This is a genomic window from Bacillus sp. LR--39, from assembly GCF_053613335.1.
This window is the reverse complement of record NZ_JBSIOT010000001.1, coordinates 1858523-1882364: the sequence shown is the minus strand read 5'-3', so window position 1 is coordinate 1882364 and position 23842 is coordinate 1858523. Positions and strand designations below refer to the sequence as shown.

Here is a 23842-nt window from a genome sequence, read left to right as displayed (position 1 = left end):
TTTACCAGCAGATGAGATTGGTCATTTTCGTCAACTTTCGATAAAATGTAGAAAGATAAAAAGAGAGGGGTCTTTTAATTTGGGTGTTGAGTTTTTAGTAGGCAGATCGGGGAGTGGGAAAACGAGGCTGATTATCGACAGCATTCAAGATGAACTGCGCCGGGAGCCGTTCGGGAAACCGATCATTTTTCTAGTCCCGGATCAAATGACGTTTTTAATGGAATATGAGCTTGCTAAAACGCCGGATATCGGCGGCATGATACGCGCTCAAGTGTTCAGTTTTTCGCGTTTGGCGTGGCGCGTGCTTCAGCATACCGGGGGCATGAACCGCCCGTTTGTGACGACGACGGGTGTGCAGATGCTTTTAAGGAAACTGATTGAAGAATATAAGCACGAGTTTAAAGTGTATCAAAAAGCGAGTGACAAAACCGGGTTCACTGAGCAGGTGGAACGGATGCTGACAGAGTTTAAGCGGTACTGTATTGAGCCTGAAGACGTCCGCCGCATGGCGGAAAGCGGAACGGCGTCAGAATATCGCGGAGAGCGGATGCTGTCTGAAAAACTTCATGATTTAGGCATTTTATATCAGCAGATGGAAAGAAGCCTCGCCGGACACTATTTGCATTCAGAGGACTATTTGACGCTGCTCGCTCAGCAGATTCCTTTGGCGGACGTTGTAAAAGGCGCCCGTGTTTACGTCGACGGATTCTATCAATTTACGCCGCAGGAATTAAGGGTGCTGGAGCAGCTGATCATGCATGCTGAACATGTCACATTCTCGCTGACGGCGGACAGCCCTTCGGCGGAACAGGCACCTGATGAGCTCGATCTGTTCAGAATGACGGGAAGCACATACTATAAGCTTTATCAGACGGCAAAGGAATTGAATGCTGATATTTCCTGCAAGGAACTGCATGGCACGAAGCGGCATCAGCATGCACCGGAGCTTGCCTGTATAGAGTCACAGTACGATGTGCGTCCCGCCGCGGCGTATACCGGCGGACAGGAAGCTTTTACCGTCATGCAGGCGCAAAACAGAAGAGCTGAGCTTGAAGGTATTGCCCGGGAAATTCAATCGCTTGTCCGGGACGGAGGATACCGGTACAAAGATATGGCGATTCTCATCCGTCAGCCGGAAGATTATAAAGATTTGCTGAAGGAAGTGTTTGCCGATTACGGGCTTCCTTATTTTATTGACGGAAAAGCTTCTATGCAGCATCACCCGCTTATTGAATTCATCCGTTCAAGCCTCGATGTCGTGAAGGGGAACTGGAGATATGAAGCAGTGTTCCGCTGTGCGAAAACCGAACTGTTATTCCCGCTTGATCAGCCGGAGCAGAAAATAAGAGAGCAGGTTGATCAGCTTGAAAATTACTGTATTGCCTACGGCATTAAAGGGGAGCGCTGGACAAGCGGCGAGCGGTTTGTATACAGGCGCTTCGTATCGCTTGATGAGGATTTCGCGCAGACGGATCAGGAAATAGAGATGGAACACATGCTGAATGAGACGAGAGAGTGGATAGCCGCGCCCCTCGTCCGGCTTCAAAACCGGATGAAAAAAGCGAAAACGGTTCAAAGCATGGCGGAGGCTCTTTATCTCTTTTTGGAAGATACCGATGTTCCACTGAAGCTGGACCGGAAAAGGCAGCGGGCCGAAGAGGCCGGAAACATGATCGAAGCGCAGCAGCACGGCCAGGCGTGGGATGCCGTTATCCAGCTTCTCGAGGAGTTTGCCGGCATGATGGGTGAAGATGAAATATCATTGGCGCTGTTCCAGCAAATGCTTGAAACGGGAACGGAATCGCTTCATTTTTCTTTAATTCCGCCTGCTCTTGACCAAGTATTTGTAGGGAATATGGATCTCTCAAGAATGTACGGCACGTCCTGCACATTCGTCATCGGGGCTAATGACGGCGTTCTTCCGGCGCGCCCGGATGAGAACGGCGTGCTGTCTGATGATGACCGGGAGTGGCTGAAAGCGGTCGGAGTGGAGCTGTCTTCCGCGGGGCGTGAGCGGCTGCTTGATGAGCATTTTCTCATCTATATGGCGCTGTCGAGTCCGTCTGACCGTCTTTATGTGTCATACCCGATTGCCGATGCGGAAGGAAAAACGCTCCTGCCGTCAATCGTTGTAAACAGGCTTGGCGAGCTGTTTCCCGATCATCAGGAAAAGCTGTCAGCGGCTGATCCCGAGCAGGTAAGCGAAGAAGAGCAGCTTCAGTATCTCGTCAATAAACAGGTGGCTCAGACATATACGGCAAGTCAGCTCAGGCTGTGGACAAGAGAGTACGAGATCAGTGACGTATGGTGGAGCGCATACAATGTGCTGATGAAAGAGTCTGATCACCGGCGTGCGAAAAAGCTGTTTTCAAGCCTGTTTTTCCGCAATGAGGCGAAGCGTCTTGAACGGCCTGTTTCGCGCCAGCTTTACGGCGAGCATATTAAAGGAAGCGTCTCACGGATGGAGGCGTTTAATGCCTGCCAGTTCTCTCATTTTGCATCTCACGGGCTTCAATTAAAAGAGCGGCAGTTTTTCAAGCTGGACGCGCCGGATATCGGCCAGCTGTTTCACTCCAGCCTGAAGCTGATTTCAGACCGGCTTCGTGAGCAGAAGCTGGAATGGCGAGATCTGACGAAAGATCAGTGCCGGAATTTCTCCTATGAAGCGGTGGAACGGCTTGCGCCAAAGCTGCAAAAAGAGATTCTGCTCAGCTCAAACAGACACTTTTATGTGAAGGAAAAACTGCAGAAGATCGTCACGCGTGTTTCAGGCATATTAAGCGAGCATGCGAAGGCGAGCGGTTTCGTCCCGGTCGGTCTTGAACTCGGTTTCGGCGGAAGCGGGCCGCTGCCCCCGCTCACTTTCACGCTGAAAAACGGCTGTACAATGGAACTCGTCGGACGGATCGACCGCGTGGATAAAGCGGAAAGCTCAAAAGGCCTGCTGCTGAGAATCGTTGATTATAAATCAAGCGACAGAGGGCTTGATCTGGCTGAGGTGTATTACGGGCTCGCTCTGCAAATGCTCACATACCTTGACTTATCGATTACACATTCCGAAGATTGGCTCGGTATGAAAGCGACACCGGCAGGCGTTTTGTATTTCCATATCCATGATCCGATGATTCAGGCCAGTCTGCCGATGGGGCTTGATGAAATCGAGCAGGAAATTTTTAAGAAATTTAAAATGAAAGGCCTTCTCCTCGGTGACCGGGAGGCGATCAGTCTGATGGACACGACTTTGGAGGAAGGGCGTTCAAATATCGTCAATGCCGGTTTGAAAAAGGACGGGTCTTTAAGATCCGACTCAGCCGCGGTCAGCGAACAGGACTTTCATCTGCTGACAGACCATGTGCGGCGGACATTTGAACAGGCTGGCGAAGCGATAACGGACGGGCTTGTGTCCATTACCCCGTATAAGCTGAAAGATAAGACGCCTTGTACGTACTGTGCGTTTAAGTCGGTATGCCAGTTTGATGAGTCGCTTAAGGAAAATGAATACCGCAGCCTGAAAGCGGAAAAAGACGGCACCATACTGGATTGGCTGAAAAAGGAGGCGGATGATGATGCAAATTCCTAAACCGAAAGACAGCATATGGACGGATGACCAATGGAGCGCCATCGTTTCTTCCGGCCGCGATATTCTGGTCGCTGCCGCAGCCGGATCAGGTAAAACGGCCGTGCTTGTGGAACGGATGATCAGAAAGATAACTGCGGAAGAAGATCCGGTTGATGTTGACAGGCTCCTTGTGGTGACCTTTACAAACGCCTCAGCAGCGGAGATGAAGCATCGGATCGCGGAAGCATTAGAAAAAGAGCTCGCCAAAAATCCGGGATCTCTGCATATCAGACGGCAGCTCTCTCTATTAAATCGGGCGAGCATTTCGACGCTTCACTCTTTCTGTCTGCAAGTGCTTAAAAAATATTATTATATGATTGATCTTGACCCCGGTTTTCGGATGGCTGACCAGACGGAAGGCGAATTGCTCGGAGACGAAGTGCTTGATGAGCTGTTTGAAGATGAATACGCAAAAGGGAATCAGGCGTTTTTTGAGCTTGCGGACAGATATACGACAGACAGGCATGATCTGGATCTTCAAGACCTTGTCAAACGGGTGTACGAGTATTCCCGGTCGCATCCTGACCCGGAAGCGTGGCTGCAAAGCTTTGTCCGCCTGTATGACGTGACGGAAGAAAGCAAAATGGAAGAGCTTGCGTTTTACCAATATGTGAGAGAAGATGCTGAAATGGCGCTCTTCGGGGCAAAACAAAAGCTTGAAAAGGCGCTTGAACTGACAAAAGCGCCCGGCGGGCCGGCCCCGCGCGCTGATAATTTTCTGGATGACCTTCAGCAGATAGAAGAGCTGATCAGCTGCCGGCATGACTTCGATGCGCTGTATGAACGGGTTCCCGCAGTCTCATTTAAGCGGGCGAAGGCGGTAAAGGGTGATGAATTTGACAAAGCGCTTTTGGACGAAGCGACCGATTTGCGAAACGGCGCGAAGAAACTGATCGAAAAGGTAAAGACAGATTACTTTACAAGAAGTCCGCAAGATCACTTAAAGAGTTTAGCAGATATGAAGCCTGTCATCGAAACGCTCGTTCAGCTCGTGATATCGTACGGAAAACGATTTGAAGCGGCGAAACAAGAAAAATCAATTATTGATTTCTCAGATTTGGAACATTACTGCCTGGCGATTTTAACTGCGGTTGATGAAGAAGGCCGGCGGGTGCCGAGCGAAGCGGCCGTTTATTATCAAGACCAGTTCCATGAAGTTCTGGTTGATGAATATCAAGATACGAACCTTGTGCAGGAGTCTATCCTGCAGCTTGTTAAAAGCGGGAATGAAGAGACGGGAAATCTGTTTATGGTAGGCGACGTCAAACAATCGATCTACCGTTTCAGACTTGCTGAGCCGCTGCTGTTTCTCGGGAAATATAAAAGGTTTACAGAGAGCGGGGAAGGCGCGGGGCAGAAAATTGATCTGAACCAAAATTTCCGCAGCCGCTCCGATATTTTGGACAGTACGAATTTCTTGTTTAAGCAGCTGATGGGCGGAAAAATCGGCGAAGTGGACTACGATGAACAGGCGGCATTGAAGCTCGGCGCATCGTATCCGCCGAATGAAGCGGCAAAAACGGAACTGCTGCTGATTGACAGCGCTGATGGCGCAGACAGCTCCGAGGATGCCGAAGACTTTGAAACCGTGCACTGGGAAGCGAAAGCGATAGCCGGGGAGATCCGAAAGCTTGTCTCATCTCCGTTTAAGGTCTATGACGGCAAAACAAAAACACACCGGAATATCCAGTACCGGGATATCGTAATTTTGCTGCGCTCCATGCCGTGGGCGCCGCAATTAATGGAAGAGCTGAAAAACCAGGGCATTCCGGTTTACGCCAATTTGACGTCGGGTTACTTTGAAGCCGTGGAGGTGGCTGCGGCGCTTTCAGTCTTGAAGGTGATTGATAATCCGTATCAGGATATTCCGCTTGCTTCCGTGCTGCGCTCGCCCATCGTCGGATGTGACGAAAATGAACTTGCGCTGATACGCCTTGAAAAGAAAAAAGCGCCGTTTTATGAAGCGCTGAAAGCATATATAGCGAACGCTGACAGGCATGATGAACTGTATCAAAAACTGAGAACCTTTTATGACAGTCTGCAAAAGTGGCGGTCATTTTCGACGAATCATTCGGTGTCTGAGCTGATTTGGGAAGTATACCGCGATACCGGATATTTTGACTATGCAGGCGGCATGCCTGGCGGAAAGCAGCGCCAGGCCAATCTGCGCGTCTTGTATGACCGGGCGCGCTCGTACGAAGCGACGGCGTTCCGCGGGTTATTCCGCTTTTTGCGGTTCATTGAACGGATGCAGGAGCGCGGCGATGATCTGGGGACGGCCCGGGCGCTCAGCGAGCAGGAGGATGTCGTTCGGCTGATGACGATCCACAGCAGCAAAGGACTTGAATTTCCCGTCGTTTTCACCGCCGGACTCGGCAGAAGTTTTAATATGATGGATCTCAACAAATCATACCTGCTTGATAAAGAGCTCGGTTTCGGCACGAAGTACATTCATCCGGAACTCAGAATCAGCTATCCGACTCTTCCGCTTGTGGCGATGAAGAAAAAGATGCGCAGAGAGCTCTTATCCGAAGAATTGCGTGTATTGTATGTGGCGCTGACCAGAGCGAAGGAAAAGCTGTTTCTCGTCGGCTCCTGCAAAAACCGGGAAAAACAGCTGGCCAAATGGCAGGCGCAAGCAGACCGGGCTGATTGGCTTCTTTCTGAATTCGACCGCTATCAGGCGTCATCTTATTTGGACTTTATCGGGCCGGCGCTCATCCGTCACCGTGACATGGAAGCGCACAGGACGCCGGGGCTTTCATCGCCTGAGGATATCGCGCGCGATCCGTCGCGTTTTCACATCCGGATGCTGCAGCAAAGTGAATTGCTGGAAGAGAATCCAAAAGAACGTGCTGAAGAAAAGAGCAAACGTCTCAAAGCGATTCAGCAGGGCGAGCCGATTCCTGATTCGTTTTCATTTGATGATCAGGCGCGCCGTCTGCTTGAATGGGAATATCCGTACCGAGAGCTGACGGCTATCAGAACGAAGCAGTCAGTTTCTGAGCTGAAGAGAAAGCAAGAATACGAGGATGAATACAGCGGCCGCTCTCTCATCAAACCATCAGGAGACACGCTTTTATACAGGCGTCCCGGTTTTATGATGAAAAAAGGGCTGACAGCCGCCGAAAAAGGAACGGCGATGCATACGGTGATGCAGCACATACCGCTGACGCACGTTCCGACTGCCGAAGAAGCGGAGCGGACGGTCCGGATGCTTTACGAAAAAGAGCTGCTGACAGAAGAGCAGCAGGAAGCCATTGATATAGAAGAAATTGTTCAGTTTTTCGAAACTGAAATCGGGAAAGACCTTCTCGGGGCGCTGCGGATTGATCGGGAAGTGCCGTTCAGTATGGCGCTTCCGGCGGGTGAGGTGTACAAGGATGCCGAAACGGCCGGTGAACCGCTGCTCGTGCAAGGGATTATTGACTGCCTCTACGAAACTGCGGACGGTCTCTATTTGCTGGACTATAAAACAGATCGGATAGAGGGGAAATTCCGGAACGGATTTGAAGGCGCGGCTCCGATTCTGCAAAAAAGGTATGAAACACAAATCGAATTGTATACAAAAGCGGTTGAACAAATTACAAAAACGAAAGTGAAAGGGCGTGCGCTCTATTTCTTCGATGGAGGTCACGTTCTTACACTGTAACAAGATCCGAAGCTCCTTTTTGGAGCGGATCTTTTTTTCTATCAAAAAGTGAGGTGAATGCGGTATGCGCATTTTACATACAGCTGACTGGCACCTCGGCAAAACGCTGGAAGGCAGAAGCCGGCTGAGCGAGCAGGCCGAGGTATTGGAAGAGCTGAATACCATTGTCAAGGAAGAAAATATTGATGCGGTCATTATGGCGGGGGATGTATTTGATACGGTCAACCCGCCTGCGCTCGCTGAACAATTGTATTACGAAAGTCTTTCCGCGCTTTCTGACGGCGGAAAGCGGCCGGTTGTCGTCATTGCCGGAAACCATGACAATCCCGACAGGCTGGCGGCGGCTTCTCCGTTAACAAATGAGCGCGGCATTCATTTAATCGGCTATCCGCGGACAGAACCCGTGCATATCGAGGTGCCGTCGGCGGACGAGCTGTTAGCCGTAGCTGCGCTTGCCTATCCGTCAGAAGCGAGATTAAACGAAGTGCTGTCTGATACGTTTGAGGAAAAGCTTCTTCGCGATCATTACGATGTGAAAATCAGAGAGGCGTTTGCCCGCATGTGCGGACTGTGCCGGGATGATGCCGTGAAAGTCGCGGCGAGCCATATTTATGTCGCAGGAGGAAATCAAACCGATTCAGAGCGTCCGATTGAAGTCGGGGGCGCTTACACGGTCGCCGCTGACAGCCTGCCGGCTGATGCGGCTTACGTGGCTCTCGGCCATCTCCACCGTCCGCAAACGATCAAGCGCGCCAAGACGGCTGCCCGTTATTCAGGCTCTCCGCTCGCATACAGCTTTTCAGAAGCCGGTTATGCCAAATCGGTGACGGTGGTAGAAGCGAAGCCCGGCGGAGAAGCGAAGTGGGAAGAGATTTTCCTGTCTTCCGGTAAACCGCTCGTCAAATGGAAAGCGCAGGGGCTGAGCGAAGTTCACGGCTGGCTCGATGAAGGGCGTGACCGGAATGCCTGGATCGATCTTGATATCCATTTGACGGATCAGCTTTCTCTCGAGGAAATTCATCGGCTGAGAAAGGCGCATCCCGGCTTTATCCATATCAGGCCGGTTTTTGAAGAAAAAGAGACCGGAAATGACCGGATTGAAGTGAAACACACATCAATTGAGGATCGATTTAAGAAGTTTTATGAAAAACAAACGGGCGGCGGCGTGCCGGATGAGGAGATGGTCAAGCTGTTTTTAGAGCTTGCGTCAGCAGATGATGAGGAGGATGCGACATGAAGCCGATTCTGTTAACGATAAAAGGGCTCCACAGCTTCAGGGAGGAACAGACCATTGATTTTGCCGGACTGTCAGGAGCCGGGGTGTTCGGGATTTTCGGGCCGACCGGAAGCGGAAAATCGTCGATCCTTGATGCCATGACACTCGCTTTATACGGAAAAGTGGAGCGCGCCGCAAATAATACGCACGGCATCCTGAATCATGCCGAAGATCAGCTCGCCGTCTCATTTACATTCGCGCTTCAATCCGGCCACCGGGTTTCCTACAAGGTCGAGCGCGTTTTTAAGAGAACGGATGAAACGAAAGTAAAAACCGCCCTCTGCCGCCTGATTGAAATCAAAGATGAACAAACGGTGCTGGCCGATAAAGCGAATGAAGTGAACAAAAAGGTAGAGGAGCTTCTTGGCCTGACCATTGACGACTTTACAAGAGCCGTCGTGCTGCCGCAAGGAAAGTTTGCCGAGTTTCTGTCGCTTAAAGGCGCGGAAAGAAGACATATGCTCCAGCGCCTGTTTAATCTGGAACAGTACGGGGACAGGCTTGTCAAAAAATTGCGGCGGCGGGCGCAGGAAGCGGCAGCGAAAAAAAATGAAATGCTGGCCGAACAATCCGGCCTCGGAGACGCAGGAGAAGATGCGCTGAAGCAGGCTGAACAGCAGTTTCACGAAGCGAACGAACGGCTTGAAGCAGCTGAGAAGAAACGGGTCCGGGCAAAAGAGCGTTTTGAGAATCACCAGGAAATTTGGAACCTGCAGACAGAAAGAGATGAATATGAGCGCCGGGAGAAAAAGCTTGAGGAAAGACGCCCGTACATCACGGATTTGACTGAGCGTCTTAAAGAGGCTGAAACAGCTCTCGCCCTTGAGCCGTACGCAGACCGCTACACAGAAGCCGTCCGCCGGAAGCAGCGCGCCGAACAGGAACACGAACTGGCCAAACGGAAATCAGAGGCGGAAACCGTTTCATTTACCCGGCAAAATGAAGCCTATGAAGCATGGCGGGCCCATAAGGCCGAACGGGAGCCGAAGCTTGTCAAGGAAGAAGAGCTGTATCAAAGACTTTCAGCCATTGAACAAAAACTGCTTGAAGCGAAAAAAGAAGCGGAAAAAACAAATGCGGAACACAGCAAAAAAGAGGAAGAATACGAAGCCGCCTCGAAACAGCTGGCCGCAGTGAAAGACCGCCTGACCCGCGGCCAAAACAGGCAGAATGAGCTGAAAGAAGAGCTGAAAGCAGTTCAAGTGACCGCCGATGAACGGAAAAAATGCCAGACCGCAGCACAGCTGGCGGCGGGCTTTCAGCAGACACAGGAACAAATCACGAAAGAACGGGCCAATCTGACAACGCAGCTGAAAAACATGGAGAAGCTGAACGGAGAAAGCGAGTCGCTCACAGCGAAAGCGAAAACGGAAGAGGAAGACATTACGCGCGCTTATCAAACGCTTCAAACCGTTTACCATATGGTCTGTGAAACGGAGCGTTCACTGAAAGCCGCAGCCGAACGGGCTGACAAAACGCAAGCCGATCTCCGCAGGCGCTCAGAGGAAGCGAGAACGGCTGCATTAACAAAAGAATTATCGGAAAAACTGATCGAAGGAAAGCCTTGTCCTGTATGCGGCTCGACGCAGCATGACCGCCCGCGTTCCGCTCATGAAACATTCTCGCCTGATACAGCTGTACAGGAACAGTTGCAGCAGGTTGAAGCGCTGCTTTCTGAGGCGGCGGCTCTTTCTCAGGAAGTGCTGACAGCCAAGGTTGCATTAGAAGAACAGTCGGGGCGTTTTACCGAAGAATGCCCGTTTCTGCAAAGCGCCCGGGTTCCGGAGCTGGAAGCCGCTTCCTCCATCAGCGGACGCCCGCTTGATGAAGCGTTCAGCGCCGTCCGCTTGGAATGGAAACAAATGAAACAGGATATGCTGTCGGTAAAAGAGAAGGTCACAAGACTGATCAGCGCGCATCAGCAGACGGTGAGACAAGCTGAGCAGCTTGCCGAACGAATCCGCTACGAGGAAAAAGAAGCCGACCGTCTCAGACATTCATTAGAAGAGCTTGAATCGCTGTCAGAAAGCCGATTGAATCAGTACAACGAAGTCTGCGGTGATATTCCGCCAAACCGGATTGACGCCTGGCAGGCTTCGATAGATGAGAAGGACAGGCAGGCAGAAGAATGTGAGAAGCGCATTGAAACAAGCATCGCATTCCTCAAGGAACATGAAGAGGAGAAAGAACGCCTGCAGGAGATGAAGCATCGGCTTGAACGGGAACGGCTCGAGCTTCACTATGCGTCTGAGCGCCTGCAGCAGGTGATTGACGGATATGAACAAGAGCTCGGAACAGCAGCTGAAGAAACATCAATTTCCGCAAAGCTTGAAGCGGTGCGGCAGGAATTACAGCTGTTAAAATCGAAAGAACAGTCCCTATTCGACGCGCTGAAGCAGGCGCAGCAATCACTGAATGACGCAAAAGGCCGGGAATCAGGGAGTCTCATGTCACTCAGGGATGCTGAGACCTCCCTTGAGAAAGCGCAAAACGACTGGCGCGTGAGGTCAAAAGACACCGGGTTTACCGACCCGGACCAAGTCAAAAAAAGTCTGCTTCCGCAAGGGCGTGCAGAGGAAATGAAAAAAGAAATTGATGAGTTCCTGGACACTTCAAAACAGCTATCGGCAAATATCAGCCGTGTTACTGATAAATTAGCCGAGCGCCGGATATCGGAGGAAGAATGGACAGCATCCGTTTCTCTGCTGAAGCAGGCAGAGGCTGAGTCAGGCGCCGCCATGGAGGAAAAAGGAGCACAGGCAAAAGCCTTCGCGGTTATGCAAAAACAGCATAAGCGCTTTAAAGAGATTGAAGCCGAACTGAAAAGCTGGCAGACACAGATTGACAGGCTTGATAAGCTCCAGTCTGTATGTAAAGGCAATACATTCGTCGAATTTTTAGCGGAAGAACAGCTGGAAAGCGTAGCTCGGGACGCCTCTGCCCGTCTCGGAGCGCTGACAAGGCAGCGGTATGCCATATTAGTCGATTCAGAAGGCGGTTTCGTCATGCGTGATGACGCGAACGGAGGCGTCAAACGGCCCGTATCAAGCCTTTCCGGCGGGGAGACGTTTCTGACATCGCTGTCGCTTGCGCTTGCCTTGTCCGCCCAGATTCAGCTGCGGGGGCAATACCCGCTGCAATTCTTTTTCTTAGATGAAGGATTCGGGACTCTTGACCAAGGGCTCTTAGACACCGTTGTCACAGCGCTCGAAAAGCTGCAATCGGACAACTTATCCGTCGGAGTGATCAGCCATGTGCAGGAGCTGAGAGCGCGTCTGCCGAAAAAATTAATCGTTCATCCGTCCGAACCGGGCGGGAAAGGCACCCGGGTCACATTGGAGATCATGTAGAAAGGAGAAGGAATTATGGCCGATTCTGCCGAGGGCACATGTGAATTATGCGGCCGCCATCATGTGCGGCTGACGGAGCACCACTTAACGCCTAAGGAAGAAGGCGGGACATTCCTTCCGACCGCAATGCTCTGCATCCCTTGTCATAAACAGGTTCACGCGCTCTATACGAATCAGGAGCTTGCGGCGAGGCTCGCGGGAATAGAAGAGCTGCGGCGTGACCCGAAACTCGTGCGGTTTGTAAAATGGATCAGAAAACAGCCGCCGGAAAAGCTTTTAAAAACAAAAAAAGCAAATGAACGAACATAACGCTGAACCAAAAGCAGCCCTCTTCTGAAAGAGCGGCTGCTTTTTAGGCGTTTCCGACCACATTTTGATCGCTGACATCGGGGTCTATATAGTTTGTCGCATTGACAACGTTGTTTAATAACAGGAAATCTCCGGTATTGCCTGCTCCCGAACCGAGCGCAGATTTAGAAGAGCTTTTTGGAGAAAGGTAAAAGGAATCACCAAAGTTTACGACTCCGCCCGATATGGAATTGATAGCTATAGGTCCGGTAATTGCTGGCATAAACGACACCCTTTATAGAAGTCTCACCGTCATTATATGTCAGGGCTGCTGTGATTGTGAGCTTGACGTGAAGATCTGCCTAATATGTTTCAGCCGCGAATCTCCCAGAACGATCGACGTCGATCCGATTTGAACCACGGACGCTGACGATACCCCTTGAACTTTCACATTCCTTACCCGAATTGAAGGGTTTTCATGGCAGAATGCGCTTTGGACTCCCGTTTCCGGTAACGGCATGACGGCCGGCTGCCGAAAGATCTGGTATTCTTTTTTGTTAAATGAGCCTTCATCATCTCTGTATACAGCAAGACTACGCTGATCGGCCAATACTTTGACCCGCATATTGATTTCATTCGTATCGCCTGCTTGAAAGACACTCGCAATCCCGACTGAATTGATTTTGGCGTTCCGGAGGCGTGAAATACGCTTTAACATTATTCCGGCGCCAGCGGCACATAAGGCCCGATAATAAGAGATTCCGGAGGCGTGTCAAAGATGGAAGACAGATAGACGGAATCGGTGTCGCCGATTAATAATAAGGAAGAACTGGACACACCGGTAGACCGGATGTCGCCGACTTCAATATTCCGGTTAATCACTGTAAAAATCATGACGGATCATCACCTTTCATTTCACCAGGTATGTGCTTAATAAAGTGCTCGACGGCCCTGACAATATCACGCTTTACATGTTCGGCAATCTGCTCGGCATATTGCGCGGGCGCCGTATTTTCTTCTTTCGGGACATGGGACAGATAATACTGAATCCGGCTGTCCATCTGCTTTCTGATATCTTCAATAATATGATATTTGTTCGTTTCGTCCAGCCTGCTCTCATACTGAGTTTCGAGCTGTTCTAAAAGCGCGGGGATTTCTTCATTCAGGTACATATCGACGTTTTGGCGGATTTGCTGCATTTGCTGGCCCGCCTGTTCCTGCTGCATCATTCCGACCTGCGGAGATGTCTGGCCGACTTCGAAGTTTTGCACGGCATTCGGATCAGTCGGATTCAATCCGATATTCAGCGTTCCTTCCAGCCGTTCAATTTTCAGCTGATCAAATTTATACTCGAGCCGATCGATTCTTGTAGAAGGCTGCTGTTTCAGCGTTGAAATTTCATTTTGGAATTCTTTCAGCTGCCGTTCGAGCTCCTGAATCTGCTGCGCCTGCTGCTGGACGAAAGAATTTAAATTCTGCAGGTAGGATGAAACGGATTGATCATACATGACATTCACCTCGCGTCTCGTTTCCTTCATTAAAACTACCGGCTTGGCGGCTGGAGCGGTACAAATGATGAGGTGCCGGGACCTCCCCCTGTTGTTACAGTCTGCTGCCCCGCGGTGACAGGCGGCGCCGGCTCAACATAACTCCCTGTATTGTACAGATTGGAAAGAGATTTAATTGAACCGGCGCTTCCGATTTGCAGTATGGAGGAATTGCTGACAGATTCTACACGCATGTAATTGATATGGATCGACTGATTGACGTAAAAATTCATACGGCGCCTCCTTTATGCGTTTCCTGCCATCGGCTGATCGATTACATCATTATCGTACACATTCGTTGAATTCCTGTAATTCGTCAGTGTGAGATTGTCTCCGGTATTGAAGCTGCCCGCTCCGGCAAATGTCTTAACCTCTGCTTTTGGAGAAATGGTGATGCAGTCGCCTATATGAACGACTCCGCTCGTACCGACGGCATTAATTTTAAACGCTCCGACAATTGCGGGCATACGAGCACATCCTTTTCGTGAAGATTTTCATGACTGCACTCCAGGAGCTTATCTGGGCTGCCTGCCTAAAATAGCTTATGACAAATGCACATTTTTGTGAGCGGAAAAAACTTTAGACGTAAAAACACCGGCGCTTTACGCATGCCGGGTCGTATACATAAATGATACAGATTTATATACATATCACGTTTATGAGAAAACCTCTTTTTTTCCTGCGGTGCGGCCGTGCTCAATTTGTGCGGCCGGGTTCAGCCCGCTGTCTTTCGTTTGTTGGATGAGCCCGCCCCGGCACCCGTTTAAAAGGCTGTCCAGCTCCTGGCTGCACCTGATGGTCTCCGTCGCATTGATTCCGAATTTTTGCGCTGTCTCGAATAAAGTTAATCTTTTTTCTTCAATTTTGTTCATCGTGTGATCTCCAATTCTCGATTATTTTGGAAAACATAGGATGATAATAGTATAACCCATTTTGTGCAAGAAGGTTTTATTTCGTCAATATGACTAAAAAAGTGACAATTTTTGATACTCTTTTACACTTATTTTCAGCCTGTTTAAAAGAGGAATTTCCCGCCCGGAGGAAGAATACATAAAGGAATGCCAGATTTAAAAATGATGGGGGATTAACATGAAATTTGCGACAGGGGAACTGAACAGCCGAACATTTGTCGGTCTGATCATTGATGATGACAAAATCTTAGATCTGCAAAAGGCTGAAAAAAAATTGTTTGAACTTGAGACGATTCCGGGTTCGCTGATCGAGTGCATTCAAAAAGGAGATAAGTTTGTCGCGCATGCCGGACAGCTTGCGGAATGGGCGAAAAAACCGAATGACGAGTCGGGTTCATTTATGTATGCGCTGTCTGACGTAAAGCTTTGCGCGCCTATTCCGAGACCTTCAAAGAACGTGATCTGCATCGGGAAAAATTATCGTGATCATGCCGTTGAAATGGGGAGTGAGGCGGATATACCGGAGCATCCCATGGTTTTTACGAAAGCCCCCGCTGCCGTTACAGGACACGGAGAAACAGTGGACAGCCACTTGGACGTAACGGAGCAGCTTGATTATGAAGGGGAGCTTGCGGTAATCATATCAAAAAGCGGATCGCACATCTCCAAAGAACATGCGCTTGATCATATATTCGGCTATACAATTGTAAATGATATAACAGCGCGCGATCTGCAGAAAAAACATAAACAGTTTTTTATCGGCAAAAGCCTCGATACGACATGCCCGATGGGCCCGGTCATTGTACATAAGTCGGCCGTCAGTGATCCGCAAAGCCTGAAAGTTGAAACGCGGGTGAACGGAGAACTGCGCCAATCAGGATCAACGGGTGACATGATTTTTCCGATAGCTGAATTAATCGAGACGCTGTCAAAAGGGATGACACTTGAAGCCGGTGACATTATAGCGACGGGAACGCCGTCCGGTGTCGGAAAAGGGTTTAAGCCGCCGAAATTTTTAAAGCCGGGGGACCGCATTGACATTACAATTGAACCGATCGGCACGCTGTCGAACCAAATCGGATAATTGTGTGTCTTTCGCACGATTGATAATGCTCCGAGCGGCTTGTTGTGGTACCATAAGTGAGGCAGATTGATCTGATAGGGGGAATTGAACATAATGACACATTGGCATATTACTTCATGGGTCGTTGCGCTTATCCTGGTGTTTGTCAGCTACGGGCTGTACGGTTCCGGAAAAGCGAAGGGCGCAAAAATTACGCATATGATTCTGCGCTTATTCTACATTATTATTATTCTGACCGGAGCTGAGCTTTTCGTCCGTTTTGCGAATTGGAACGGAGAGTACGCCGGAAAAATGCTGCTCGGCATCATTACCATCGGACTGATGGAAATGCTCGTCATCCGCAAGAAAAAAGGCAAATCAACCGGCGGACTGTGGATCGGTTTTATTATCGTACTCGTCCTGACGGTGCTGCTCGGCCTTCACTTGCCGATCGGCTTTCACGTATTTTAATCAATCGCTTGAAAAACCCGGATGCATCCGGGTTTTTTTAGTTGCGCATACATTTTGCGCAACTGTGCCGCTGAATGAGAAATACCGTGACAGGGGGATGTTGATGAGGCGAAGGAGATTTGCAGGATGCCAAAAGCGTCAATCACTCTCGTTACCGAAAAAGCTACGGCAAAAGCAAACGCCGGGCGTCAATCAGCGTGAAAAACAAAGCTAAATACATCAGGCGGCACCTATTTAAAAGGTGCGGCCTGTTTGTTACGCGGTGCCGTCTTGTCTTGCCGCTGAATACATAATAGAGCGCCGCCCGTCAGATGCCGTCCATTCAAATCTGTCGTGTTTACCCGAGCTGCCGCGGTGATGCTGCAGGGCGCATTGTGCGTCATCCGCCGAGAAGTGATAAAACGAAACGCCTTCACCGGAAAACTGCGCCTGATTGTAGGAAAATACGCAATCATATACAGACAGGCCGAACCCGTGAAGATGGCTGAGAAACAGCAGAAACGTTTCATCGTCCAGCGAATCGAGCAAGGTTAACAGCGGCCGTTTGACCGCCTTTTCATAACGGATTTCTTCCCCGCCGAGCAGGGGGATGGTGTCTGCGCCGATTTCGGCCGCGCCGCCGCAAATCCGTGCCGGCTGCCATCTGCCGCCGCGTTTCATCAATACGCCTGCGTTTCCTAGACTGTCTGCAAGCAGGATATCGCCTTCATCGTTTTCGACGAGGCAGATGCCGTCCTCTATCATCAGAGTGCCGCGCCCCCATTTGTTTTTTTCTGAGAAAAGCTGTTTTCGTTTCATAACCGTGCCGGTCTCCTTTGTTTGTTTCTTCTCTTCCGTTCTTTCCAAATCGGGCTTGTCTCATACAACTCTTAGTGGGACAAATCAACTATCTGCGTTTCTTTGCATAAACTGGGTAAAGTGCTGATAGAAACGAATTTGATACCGACAGAAACGGGATTGGAGCTGATATCACATGTGTGGAATTGCGGGTTGGGTCGATTTTCAAAAGCAGCTCGTCCAAGAGAAACATATTATGAACAATATGATAGACACTCTTTCAAAACGAGGGCCTGATGATTCAAACGTCTGGGGAGAGCCCCATGTTTTATTCGGACATAAAAGACTTTCGGTCGTTGACATTGAAGGCGGCCGCCAGCCGATGGCCTGCACGCATCAAGAGGAAACGTACACCATCATTTATAATGGCGAGCTGTATAACACGGAGGAATTGCGGAAGGAGCTTCAGGCGAGGGGCCACCGTTTTGAGAGGACCTCTGATACAGAAGTGCTGCTGCACAGCTATATTGAGTGGCGGGAGGAGTGCGTGGACCGCTTGAACGGTATTTTCGCTTTTGCCATCTGGGATGAAAAGCGCAAGCGGCTGTTCGGGGCAAGAGACCGGCTCGGCGTCAAACCGTTTTTTTATAAAGAACACGGCTCTTCCTTTCTGTTCGGGTCGGAATTGAAAGCCATCCTTGCTCATCCTGATGTGAAAGCCCGCACAGACAGCGGCGGACTTGCGGAAGTATTCGGACTCGGGCCGTCCAGAACTCCGGGCTGCGGGGTGTTTAAAGGAATTCACGAGGTGCGTCCCGCCCATGCGTTCACTTTCTCAAAGGACGGTTTGTCCATATGGCGTTATTGGAATGTAAAGAGCGAAAAGCATACAGACAGCCTCGATGAAACCGCGGCTCACATTCGGTACTTATTTCAGGATGCGGTGACACGCCAGCTCGTATCTGACGTGCCGGTTTGCACGTTTTTATCAGGGGGGCTTGATTCGAGCGCGATAACCGCGATAGCCGCCGCTCATTTTGAGAAACAAGGCAGAGATCCCCTTCATACTTATTCAATTGATTATGAGGAGAACAGCAAATTTTTTAAAGCGAGCGCCTTTCAGCCGAATGATGACGGCCCGTGGATCGATAAAATGACAAATGCATTCGGCACACAGCATCATAAGTGCGTGATTACGCAGGATCAGCTGGTTGAACATCTGGAGGAATCCGTTCTCGTCAGAGACCTGCCGGGCATGGCTGATGTTGATTCCTCGCTGTTATGGTTCTGCCGGGAAATTAAAAAAGATTTTGTCGTGAGCCTTTCCGGAGAATGTGCGGACGAAATTTTCGGCGGATATCCGTGGTTTCACACCGCGGCAGAAGAAGACGGATTTCCTTGGATGAGGTCGACTGAGGAGAGAATCACGCTCTTGGATGAAAAGTGGCAAAAACGGCTGAATCTTAGAGAATACGTGAATGCGAGATATGAAGAAACCATTGCGGAAACGCCGCTGTTAGACGGTGAGACAGGAACAGATAAAGCGAGACGGCAGCTGTTCTACTTAAATATGCTTTGGTTTATGACAAATCTGCTCGACCGCAAAGACCGCATGAGCATGGGCGCAAGTCTTGAAGTACGGGTGCCGTTCGCCGACCACAGACTTGTGGAATACGTTTGGAATATTCCTTGGGAAATGAAAATGCATGGCAGCCGGGAAAAAGGCATCTTGCGGAAAGCGCTTGAAGGACTGCTTCCTGAAGATATTTTGTACCGCAAAAAAAGCCCTTATCCGAAAACACATCACCCGAAATACACGCAGGGGGTCACAGAATGGCTGAAAACGATTTTACAACAGAAAGATTCCGTGCTTCACACCCTGCTTGACAGAAAGAAGCTGGAAATGCTGCTGGAGACAGAAGGTTCATCTTTTCAGGTTCCGTGGTTCGGCCAGCTGATGAAAGGCCCGCAGCTGATCGCCCATCTTGCCCAGATCCATACATGGTTTGAGGCGTACCGTATCGATATAGAAGAATAACAGTGCCGCGACCGGTTTCCGCTGAAGGATATCGGTCTTTTTATTGTGAAACATATGGTACACTAAAAAACAGAGGAGTGATACCATGACCGAATACGAAACATGCGCCCAGCTTGCCGAGGCGCACTTTCCTTTATATAAACGGACTTTCTCATCCCTGCCGCCAAAAAACAGGCGGGCCGCATGGGCGGTGCTTGCTTTGTTTCACGTAGCTGATCGGCTTGATGTGCAGGAACTTGGAGGATTTGAACAGGCGGCACAAGACTTTCTGAACGGGACACGCGCCGACGGCTTTTTGTGGGAGGCGCTCACCGATGTGCGGCAGCAATTTGCGCTTGAAGAAGAGCCGTTACGTGAGTTTATCGCCGGCCAAATCTCTGACAGAGAAAAAGTAACTTATCAAGAGTTTGATGACCTGCTGATGTACGCGGGCCAAACAGGCGGAGCCCTCGGCCTGCTGCTGCTGCCGGTTTGTGCGCGCCGGAACCAAGAGAAACTCCGCCATGCAGCCGTTTCATTAGGAGCAGCCATTCAGCTGACCCGGGTGCTTCTGGGGGTCCATACGGATGAGCGGGCGAAAAAGCGCCTACCGCGCCAGGTGATGATGCAATTCGGCTATACGGAAGAAGAGCTGGAGAGCCATACCGTCAACAAAGCTTTTATGAATGTATGGGAGTACATCGCATTCGAGGCCGAGGCGTATTTCGAGGAGGCGTCTGAAGAGCTGGAGCTGTTTCCGTTATACTCAAGGCCCGCCGTTACCGGTTTGCTGGCACATTACCGGTCAGAGCTCGGTGACATGAGAAAACAGCTTTCGCAAGCATAAAAAAACGCCCGGCTTCATAACGAAGCTTCGGGCGTTTATGCAATCCCTTTTTGAATCCAAATCCGTGACCGCCATCTTCTGTACATAAGAATGCCTCTGACCCATTCATCCGCGATAAATGAAATCCAGATGCCCATAAGCCCTAATCCGAAATGGATGCCGAACAGATAAGCGAGAGGCAGTCCGATACCCCACATGGAAATCATCGCCATGTAGACGGGGAATTTTGCATCTCCGGCAGCCCGCAGTGAGTTGATGATAATGACATTAAATGAACGGCCGGGCTCAAGAATGATCGTCATGGCGATCAGCATGCTCGCCGTCGCAATAATGTCAGGACTGCTTGTGAAAATTCCGATCAGCTGCTTTGAAAACAAGGTCATGATCACGGATGTCAAAGCGGCAATGCCAAGCGCCCAGTACAGACTTTTCATGCAGCGGTCATAAGCGTCGTCAAACCGTTTGGCGCCGATATATCTGCCGATCAAAATCTGTGTGCCCTGGCTGATCGCCGTTCCGAACAGCAGGATAAACATGGTGATGTTTTGTGTATAAACCTTTGTTGTAAGTGCCTGAGCGCCCATAATGGCGATAAAATAAGTGACAACCATTTGTGAAATGTTGTAAGACAGCTGTTCGCCGGCAGACGGAATCCCGATTTTCAGGAGTTTCCGCAAGTGCTCTTTATGGACGTGAAAAATCTTTTGCCATGTCAGACCGAGTCCGATGCGTTTTTTGACGATCACAATCATCGCGATCAGCCCGATGAACCGCGCAAAGGACGTTGACATCGCAACACCGGCGACGCCTAACACCGGAAGGCCGAGCGGCCCGAAAATGACAAGAAAGTTTCCAGCAATATTTAAAATATTCATCCCGATCGTAACGAACATCGTATCCTTCGTATGACCGTAGCTTTTTAAAATGGCGCTGAACGTCATAATCAAAGCCTGAATGAAGGACAGCCCGCCGACCACCTGCAAAAAGACTTTGGCATCCGGCATCAATTCATTGGAAAGACCCATCACATGAAGCAGCGGAACGGCCGCAAAAAATATGGCGGCGCTGATGGCGAGACTGATGACAAAGTTCGCTCCTATTGATACATAAGCCACTTCCTGCGCCTCTTTTTTCTGTTTAGATCCTAAAAACTGTGAAATCACAATTGTCGTACCCGTTGCGATAAAGCTGAACATCACGATAATTAAATTTAAAATCTGATTACTGACACCCACGGCCGCCACACTGTTGTCAGAGTATTGGCTAAGCATAAGAGTGTCGGCGTTTCCCATAAACATATATAATGAAACCTCAATAAATATCGGCCAAGTCAGCGCGTATAATGAGAGTTTGTGATCAGAGGATTGTTTGAATGCAGCCCGTTTTAAAATCGCTTGTTTCATTTCTTTTAACCCCTTTCCTGAAAAAATCAACGTTTAAAAGTGTACCTCCATTTTCTTATAATAAAAAGGGAGAGAAACGAAACTTCTTGCAAAAATCCGACTTAAAAAGGAGGGCCGAAAATATGTCCTTTCTCGAGTTCACAGTTCCTCCGTTCCCGGTCTTTATCGCTGCGGGAGAAGGAGTGTTCAAAAAAGGCGAAACCCATGTGAGGCGGGTCTTCCCGGTGTTTGATCTGCTGTATGTGAAAGAAGGCGTCCTCTACATTACAGAAGACGAAAACGCCTTTTCCGTTGAAGCCGGAGAATATATTCTGCTTTCTCCCGGCCTTGAACATTACGGGACAAAAGGCAGTGAAGAAACGACATCCTATTCGTGGCTTCATTTTGAAGGAGCGGATTATGAGGTGACGGAAACAACCGGGAACAACTGGTCAGAGTTGAGGCGAAAAAAAGGGAGCTTTGAAGAGCCGTCCCGCTACCGCCTGTCCCTGCCGCAAAAAGGGAAGGTGAGACGTCCGCAGTTTATGGCCGGGCAATTCAGTGTGCTGACAGATGACAGCGCCGAGAATTCCGATCTGCCGCTCAGAAAGCAGATTCTGTTTGAAGAGCTGCTGCTCCATCTTCAGAAGGAAGCGTTCCAAATCCCGTCCGCAAAGGAAAGAGTCGCATGGGAGGCCGCCCGGTACCTGCAGGAGCACTATCAGGAGAAAACAACCATCAAAGCGCTTTCATCGGCTCTTCATTACAACCAAGACTACGTGACCCGCTGCATGCAGCAGGTGCTCGGCGTCACGCCCGGCCAGTATACGAATAAAGTCAGAATGACGGAGGCGAAACGTCTTTTGTCCGCAACCAATGACAAAATGGGGACAATCGCGGATGCCATCGGTATGGAAGACCCGACCTATTTTTCCAAACTGTTTAAACAGATTGAAGGCATTTCGCCGCTTGAATACCGCAAATTCGTAAGCCGGAAAACGGACTGACCTAATACCAGAGAACAAAAAGTAGGAGGCAGTTTATCCGCGCCGAAGTGATCGGGACGGCGGGAAGCATCTTGGTCGGTACGCTGCGGAAAAGCCATGTCACCATTTTAACGGAGTCAGGCAGCAGCTGCGAAATTATTCCGGATTTTCAAGCACGTTTTAAAGACGCTTACCGTCTGGAGCTTGAGCACTTTGCCGAATGTGTGAAAAAAGGGGAAACGCCGATTGTGACAGACATCGATGCCGCGATTAACTTAGAAATCGGGATCGCCGCGACGGAATCTTTTAAAACCGGAAGGCTTGTAAAGCTCACCCCGGGCGCCTCCAGCTATGCCGGATTATGATAGATTCGAAGTAAAAAAGCAAAGGCCCGGGAGGCCTTTGCTTTTTTATGATTCGTATGAGAAAAAAATGTAGTCAGTCGGCACGCCTTTATAGCCCATTTGGTGAAGCATCGCGGTGATATTGCCGCGATGGTATGTGCCGTGATTCACAACATGCCGGATCACATCGGCATATGTCGTCTGAAGCGTTCCCATGCGCGGATGAGAAATAGAGATCGGACCTTCCGGGTTCTCCATTTCTTTTAAAAATTCGCTGTATTCTTTGTCCAGTTCAGTCATTCTATGTTCAATCGCCTCAAAATCTCCGTCAAGCTTTTCAAATTGATCAAACTGCGAGACGATTTGTTCGAAAGTTTCTCCGTAAAGCACGTGAAGCCAAATGTAATCAGCCCGGTATATATGCACAAGCACGGCGTTCACAGTCGGAAAAACACTATCCAGTTTCTGCTGTAAGCTTGCCGCGGGCAGGGTCTTCAGATGCTGAATAACTTGCTCATTTGCCCATCTGTGGTAGTGATACAGCTTTAAAATGTCTGACATTCCAATTCCCCCTCTTCCTTTCGGTACATTCAACATGGTCTGGCCGAATTCCTTTTATCGAAACAAAAGGGCCGCAAAATAAAAAGCAGCACCCCACATCACCAATGCCGAGCATTTATTCAGGATGCCGAGGAGCCGGCCTCCTGTATCCGCCGTTTGAACGAGCCGTCCCGCGAATGCCAGTCCGGCGAACCATACCCAGGAAACCGCGATACAAGCACCGGCAAACAGCCATTTATCAATTCCCGGATAGGCGGCGGAGCTTGTGCCGATGACACTGACGGTATCCAAAATCGCATGCGGGTTTAAAAAGGATACCATGGCGGCCGTGACCGCCTGTTTTTTTGCCGAGAAAACCGTTTTTTTCACCTGTTCGGCCTGCGGTTTGCTTCTCCAAGTCTGCCAGCCTAAAAAACTGAGAAACAAAAAGCCGCCTATAAGCATGACGGTCTGAAAAACGGGAATCTCTGCAATAATCATGGACACGCCTGCGACGGCCGCGCTGATGAGAATCGTATCGCATACCGCGGCGGCAATCACTGCGGGAAACGCCTGCCACACATGTTTTTGCCAGGCTCCCTGCTGAAAAATAAACACGTTTTGCGCGCCCAATGGCAAAATAAGGCCGAAAGCGAGCATCACTCCGTGAAGAATGGCATTCATTTCGTAAAACCCTCCAATCGTCAACTAAATCTCATTGTAGCCGCACTGTGTGCTGATGTCTCCGGCCATTTGGCTGGTACTTGAACCA

Annotated in this window: 21 protein-coding genes and 1 pseudogene; 11 read left to right on the top strand and 11 right to left on the bottom strand. The window is 49.8% G+C overall.

Going from position 1 to position 23842, the window contains the following annotated elements; all coding sequences use genetic code 11:
* Positions 1-79 precede the first annotated feature (79 nt).
* From addB to ACWHAR_RS08975, 5 genes are all read left to right on the top strand, one after another.
* Complete coding sequence (gene addB, locus ACWHAR_RS08995; RefSeq protein WP_032874392.1) at positions 80-3580, top strand: helicase-exonuclease AddAB subunit AddB; 3501 nt, start codon at positions 80-82, stop codon at positions 3578-3580.
* Complete coding sequence (gene addA / locus ACWHAR_RS08990) at positions 3567-7271, top strand: helicase-exonuclease AddAB subunit AddA (RefSeq protein WP_032875181.1); 3705 nt, start codon at positions 3567-3569, stop codon at positions 7269-7271. The genes addB and addA overlap by 14 nt, the downstream gene beginning before the upstream one ends.
* Before the next feature lie 64 nt (positions 7272-7335).
* A complete protein-coding gene (gene sbcD / locus ACWHAR_RS08985; RefSeq protein ID WP_032874394.1) occupies positions 7336-8508 on the top strand; it encodes an exonuclease subunit SbcD in 1173 nt (390 codons plus the stop codon).
* A complete protein-coding gene (gene sbcC, locus ACWHAR_RS08980) occupies positions 8505-11897 on the top strand; it encodes an exonuclease subunit SbcC (protein WP_032874396.1) in 3393 nt (1130 codons plus the stop codon). The genes sbcD and sbcC overlap by 4 nt, the downstream gene beginning before the upstream one ends.
* A gap of 15 nt (positions 11898-11912) precedes the next feature.
* Positions 11913-12206, top strand: a complete 294-nt coding sequence (locus tag ACWHAR_RS08975; protein ID WP_032874399.1) for a hypothetical protein — start codon at positions 11913-11915, stop codon at positions 12204-12206.
* Between the two features lie 43 nt (positions 12207-12249).
* On the opposite strand, the gene ACWHAR_RS08970 is transcribed toward ACWHAR_RS08975, so the two are convergent.
* The 7 genes from ACWHAR_RS08970 to ACWHAR_RS08940 form a co-directional block, all read right to left on the bottom strand.
* Entirely contained in the window at positions 12250-12468 is a 219-nt protein-coding gene (locus tag ACWHAR_RS08970; protein ID WP_003155143.1) for a spore germination protein, read from the bottom strand.
* Between the two features lie 39 nt (positions 12469-12507).
* Entirely contained in the window at positions 12508-12903 is a 396-nt protein-coding gene (locus ACWHAR_RS08965; RefSeq protein ID WP_014417372.1) for a spore germination protein GerPE, read from the bottom strand.
* Positions 12903-13079, bottom strand: coding sequence for a hypothetical protein (locus tag ACWHAR_RS08960; protein WP_003155141.1), 177 nt, complete (start codon positions 13077-13079; stop codon positions 12903-12905). Before ACWHAR_RS08960 ends, ACWHAR_RS08965 begins: the two co-directional genes overlap by 1 nt.
* Complete coding sequence (gene gerPC, locus ACWHAR_RS08955) at positions 13076-13693, bottom strand: spore germination protein GerPC (protein WP_003155139.1); 618 nt, start codon at positions 13691-13693, stop codon at positions 13076-13078. The genes ACWHAR_RS08960 and gerPC overlap by 4 nt, the downstream gene beginning before the upstream one ends.
* Before the next feature lie 35 nt (positions 13694-13728).
* Positions 13729-13965: a spore germination protein GerPB gene (locus ACWHAR_RS08950; RefSeq protein WP_007409164.1), complete on the bottom strand. Its 237-nt coding sequence runs from the start codon at positions 13963-13965 to the stop codon at positions 13729-13731.
* Positions 13966-13977: 12 nt separating this feature from the next.
* Positions 13978-14199 (bottom strand): spore germination protein, encoded by a 222-nt coding sequence (locus ACWHAR_RS08945; RefSeq protein WP_003155135.1) that lies wholly within the window; start codon positions 14197-14199, stop codon positions 13978-13980.
* A gap of 189 nt (positions 14200-14388) precedes the next feature.
* A complete protein-coding gene (locus ACWHAR_RS08940) occupies positions 14389-14604 on the bottom strand; it encodes an aspartyl-phosphate phosphatase Spo0E family protein (RefSeq protein ID WP_032874401.1) in 216 nt (71 codons plus the stop codon).
* A gap of 217 nt (positions 14605-14821) precedes the next feature.
* Between ACWHAR_RS08940 and ACWHAR_RS08935 the strand changes: the two genes are divergently transcribed.
* Both ACWHAR_RS08935 and ACWHAR_RS08930 read left to right on the top strand, forming a co-directional pair.
* Positions 14822-15727, top strand: coding sequence for a fumarylacetoacetate hydrolase family protein (locus ACWHAR_RS08935; protein ID WP_031378473.1), 906 nt, complete (start codon positions 14822-14824; stop codon positions 15725-15727).
* 93 nt (positions 15728-15820) lie between these two features.
* Positions 15821-16177, top strand: coding sequence for a YisL family protein (locus ACWHAR_RS08930; protein ID WP_007409161.1), 357 nt, complete (start codon positions 15821-15823; stop codon positions 16175-16177).
* Positions 16178-16432: 255 nt separating this feature from the next.
* Here ACWHAR_RS08930 and ACWHAR_RS08925 read toward each other — a convergent pair whose 3' ends face one another.
* A complete protein-coding gene (locus tag ACWHAR_RS08925) occupies positions 16433-16975 on the bottom strand; it encodes a DUF2777 family protein (protein ID WP_032875184.1) in 543 nt (180 codons plus the stop codon).
* A gap of 175 nt (positions 16976-17150) precedes the next feature.
* Here ACWHAR_RS08925 and asnB point away from each other — a divergent pair, with 175 nt between their 5' ends.
* Positions 17151-18992, top strand: a complete 1842-nt coding sequence (gene asnB / locus ACWHAR_RS08920; RefSeq protein ID WP_012117256.1) for an asparagine synthase (glutamine-hydrolyzing) — start codon at positions 17151-17153, stop codon at positions 18990-18992.
* A gap of 85 nt (positions 18993-19077) precedes the next feature.
* Positions 19078-19818, top strand: a complete 741-nt coding sequence (locus ACWHAR_RS08915) for a squalene/phytoene synthase family protein (RefSeq protein ID WP_032874403.1) — start codon at positions 19078-19080, stop codon at positions 19816-19818.
* A 35-nt stretch (positions 19819-19853) separates the two neighbouring features.
* Here the strand turns inward: ACWHAR_RS08915 and ACWHAR_RS08910 are convergent, their stop codons facing one another.
* Positions 19854-21221 carry an MATE family efflux transporter gene (locus ACWHAR_RS08910; RefSeq protein WP_032875187.1) on the bottom strand — a complete coding sequence of 456 codons (1368 nt, stop codon included), beginning with the start codon at positions 21219-21221 and terminating at the stop codon, positions 19854-19856.
* A 122-nt stretch (positions 21222-21343) separates the two neighbouring features.
* Here ACWHAR_RS08910 and ACWHAR_RS08905 point away from each other — a divergent pair, with 122 nt between their 5' ends.
* Together ACWHAR_RS08905 and ACWHAR_RS08900 are read left to right on the top strand one after the other, a co-directional pair.
* Positions 21344-22207 (top strand): AraC family transcriptional regulator, encoded by an 864-nt coding sequence (locus tag ACWHAR_RS08905; protein WP_032874405.1) that lies wholly within the window; start codon positions 21344-21346, stop codon positions 22205-22207.
* Between the two features lie 35 nt (positions 22208-22242).
* A pseudogene (locus ACWHAR_RS08900) lies at positions 22243-22551 on the top strand (Gfo/Idh/MocA family oxidoreductase); the annotation flags it as partial.
* Between the two features lie 45 nt (positions 22552-22596).
* Here the strand turns inward: ACWHAR_RS08900 and ACWHAR_RS08895 are convergent.
* Together ACWHAR_RS08895 and ACWHAR_RS08890 are read right to left on the bottom strand one after the other, a co-directional pair.
* Positions 22597-23091 (bottom strand): DinB family protein, encoded by a 495-nt coding sequence (locus ACWHAR_RS08895; RefSeq protein ID WP_032874410.1) that lies wholly within the window; start codon positions 23089-23091, stop codon positions 22597-22599.
* A gap of 54 nt (positions 23092-23145) precedes the next feature.
* Complete coding sequence (locus ACWHAR_RS08890; protein WP_032874412.1) at positions 23146-23754, bottom strand: LysE/ArgO family amino acid transporter; 609 nt, start codon at positions 23752-23754, stop codon at positions 23146-23148.
* Positions 23755-23842 lie beyond the last annotated feature (88 nt).

Coding starts and splice junctions, on each gene's coding strand:
- ACWHAR_RS08970 (WP_003155143.1), bottom strand. CDS start 12,468: ATGCCAGCAATTACCGGACCTATAGCTATCAATTCCATATCGGGCGGA.
- asnB (WP_012117256.1), top strand. CDS start 17,151: ATGTGTGGAATTGCGGGTTGGGTCGATTTTCAAAAGCAGCTCGTCCAA.
- ACWHAR_RS08925 (WP_032875184.1), bottom strand. CDS start 16,975: ATGAAACGAAAACAGCTTTTCTCAGAAAAAAACAAATGGGGGCGCGGC.
- ACWHAR_RS08960 (WP_003155141.1), bottom strand. CDS start 13,079: ATGATTTTTACAGTGATTAACCGGAATATTGAAGTCGGCGACATCCGG.
- ACWHAR_RS08930 (WP_007409161.1), top strand. CDS start 15,821: ATGACACATTGGCATATTACTTCATGGGTCGTTGCGCTTATCCTGGTG.
- ACWHAR_RS08935 (WP_031378473.1), top strand. CDS start 14,822: ATGAAATTTGCGACAGGGGAACTGAACAGCCGAACATTTGTCGGTCTG.
- ACWHAR_RS08945 (WP_003155135.1), bottom strand. CDS start 14,199: ATGCCCGCAATTGTCGGAGCGTTTAAAATTAATGCCGTCGGTACGAGC.
- ACWHAR_RS08965 (WP_014417372.1), bottom strand. CDS start 12,903: ATGTTAAAGCGTATTTCACGCCTCCGGAACGCCAAAATCAATTCAGTC.
- ACWHAR_RS08910 (WP_032875187.1), bottom strand. CDS start 21,221: ATGAAACAAGCGATTTTAAAACGGGCTGCATTCAAACAATCCTCTGAT.
- gerPC (WP_003155139.1), bottom strand. CDS start 13,693: ATGTATGATCAATCCGTTTCATCCTACCTGCAGAATTTAAATTCTTTC.
- ACWHAR_RS08905 (WP_032874405.1), top strand. CDS start 21,344: ATGTCCTTTCTCGAGTTCACAGTTCCTCCGTTCCCGGTCTTTATCGCT.
- ACWHAR_RS08975 (WP_032874399.1), top strand. CDS start 11,913: ATGGCCGATTCTGCCGAGGGCACATGTGAATTATGCGGCCGCCATCAT.
- ACWHAR_RS08895 (WP_032874410.1), bottom strand. CDS start 23,091: ATGTCAGACATTTTAAAGCTGTATCACTACCACAGATGGGCAAATGAG.
- ACWHAR_RS08950 (WP_007409164.1), bottom strand. CDS start 13,965: ATGAATTTTTACGTCAATCAGTCGATCCATATCAATTACATGCGTGTA.
- ACWHAR_RS08940 (WP_032874401.1), bottom strand. CDS start 14,604: ATGAACAAAATTGAAGAAAAAAGATTAACTTTATTCGAGACAGCGCAA.
- ACWHAR_RS08915 (WP_032874403.1), top strand. CDS start 19,078: ATGACCGAATACGAAACATGCGCCCAGCTTGCCGAGGCGCACTTTCCT.
- sbcD (WP_032874394.1), top strand. CDS start 7,336: ATGCGCATTTTACATACAGCTGACTGGCACCTCGGCAAAACGCTGGAA.
- sbcC (WP_032874396.1), top strand. CDS start 8,505: ATGAAGCCGATTCTGTTAACGATAAAAGGGCTCCACAGCTTCAGGGAG.
- addA (WP_032875181.1), top strand. CDS start 3,567: ATGCAAATTCCTAAACCGAAAGACAGCATATGGACGGATGACCAATGG.
- ACWHAR_RS08890 (WP_032874412.1), bottom strand. CDS start 23,754: ATGAATGCCATTCTTCACGGAGTGATGCTCGCTTTCGGCCTTATTTTG.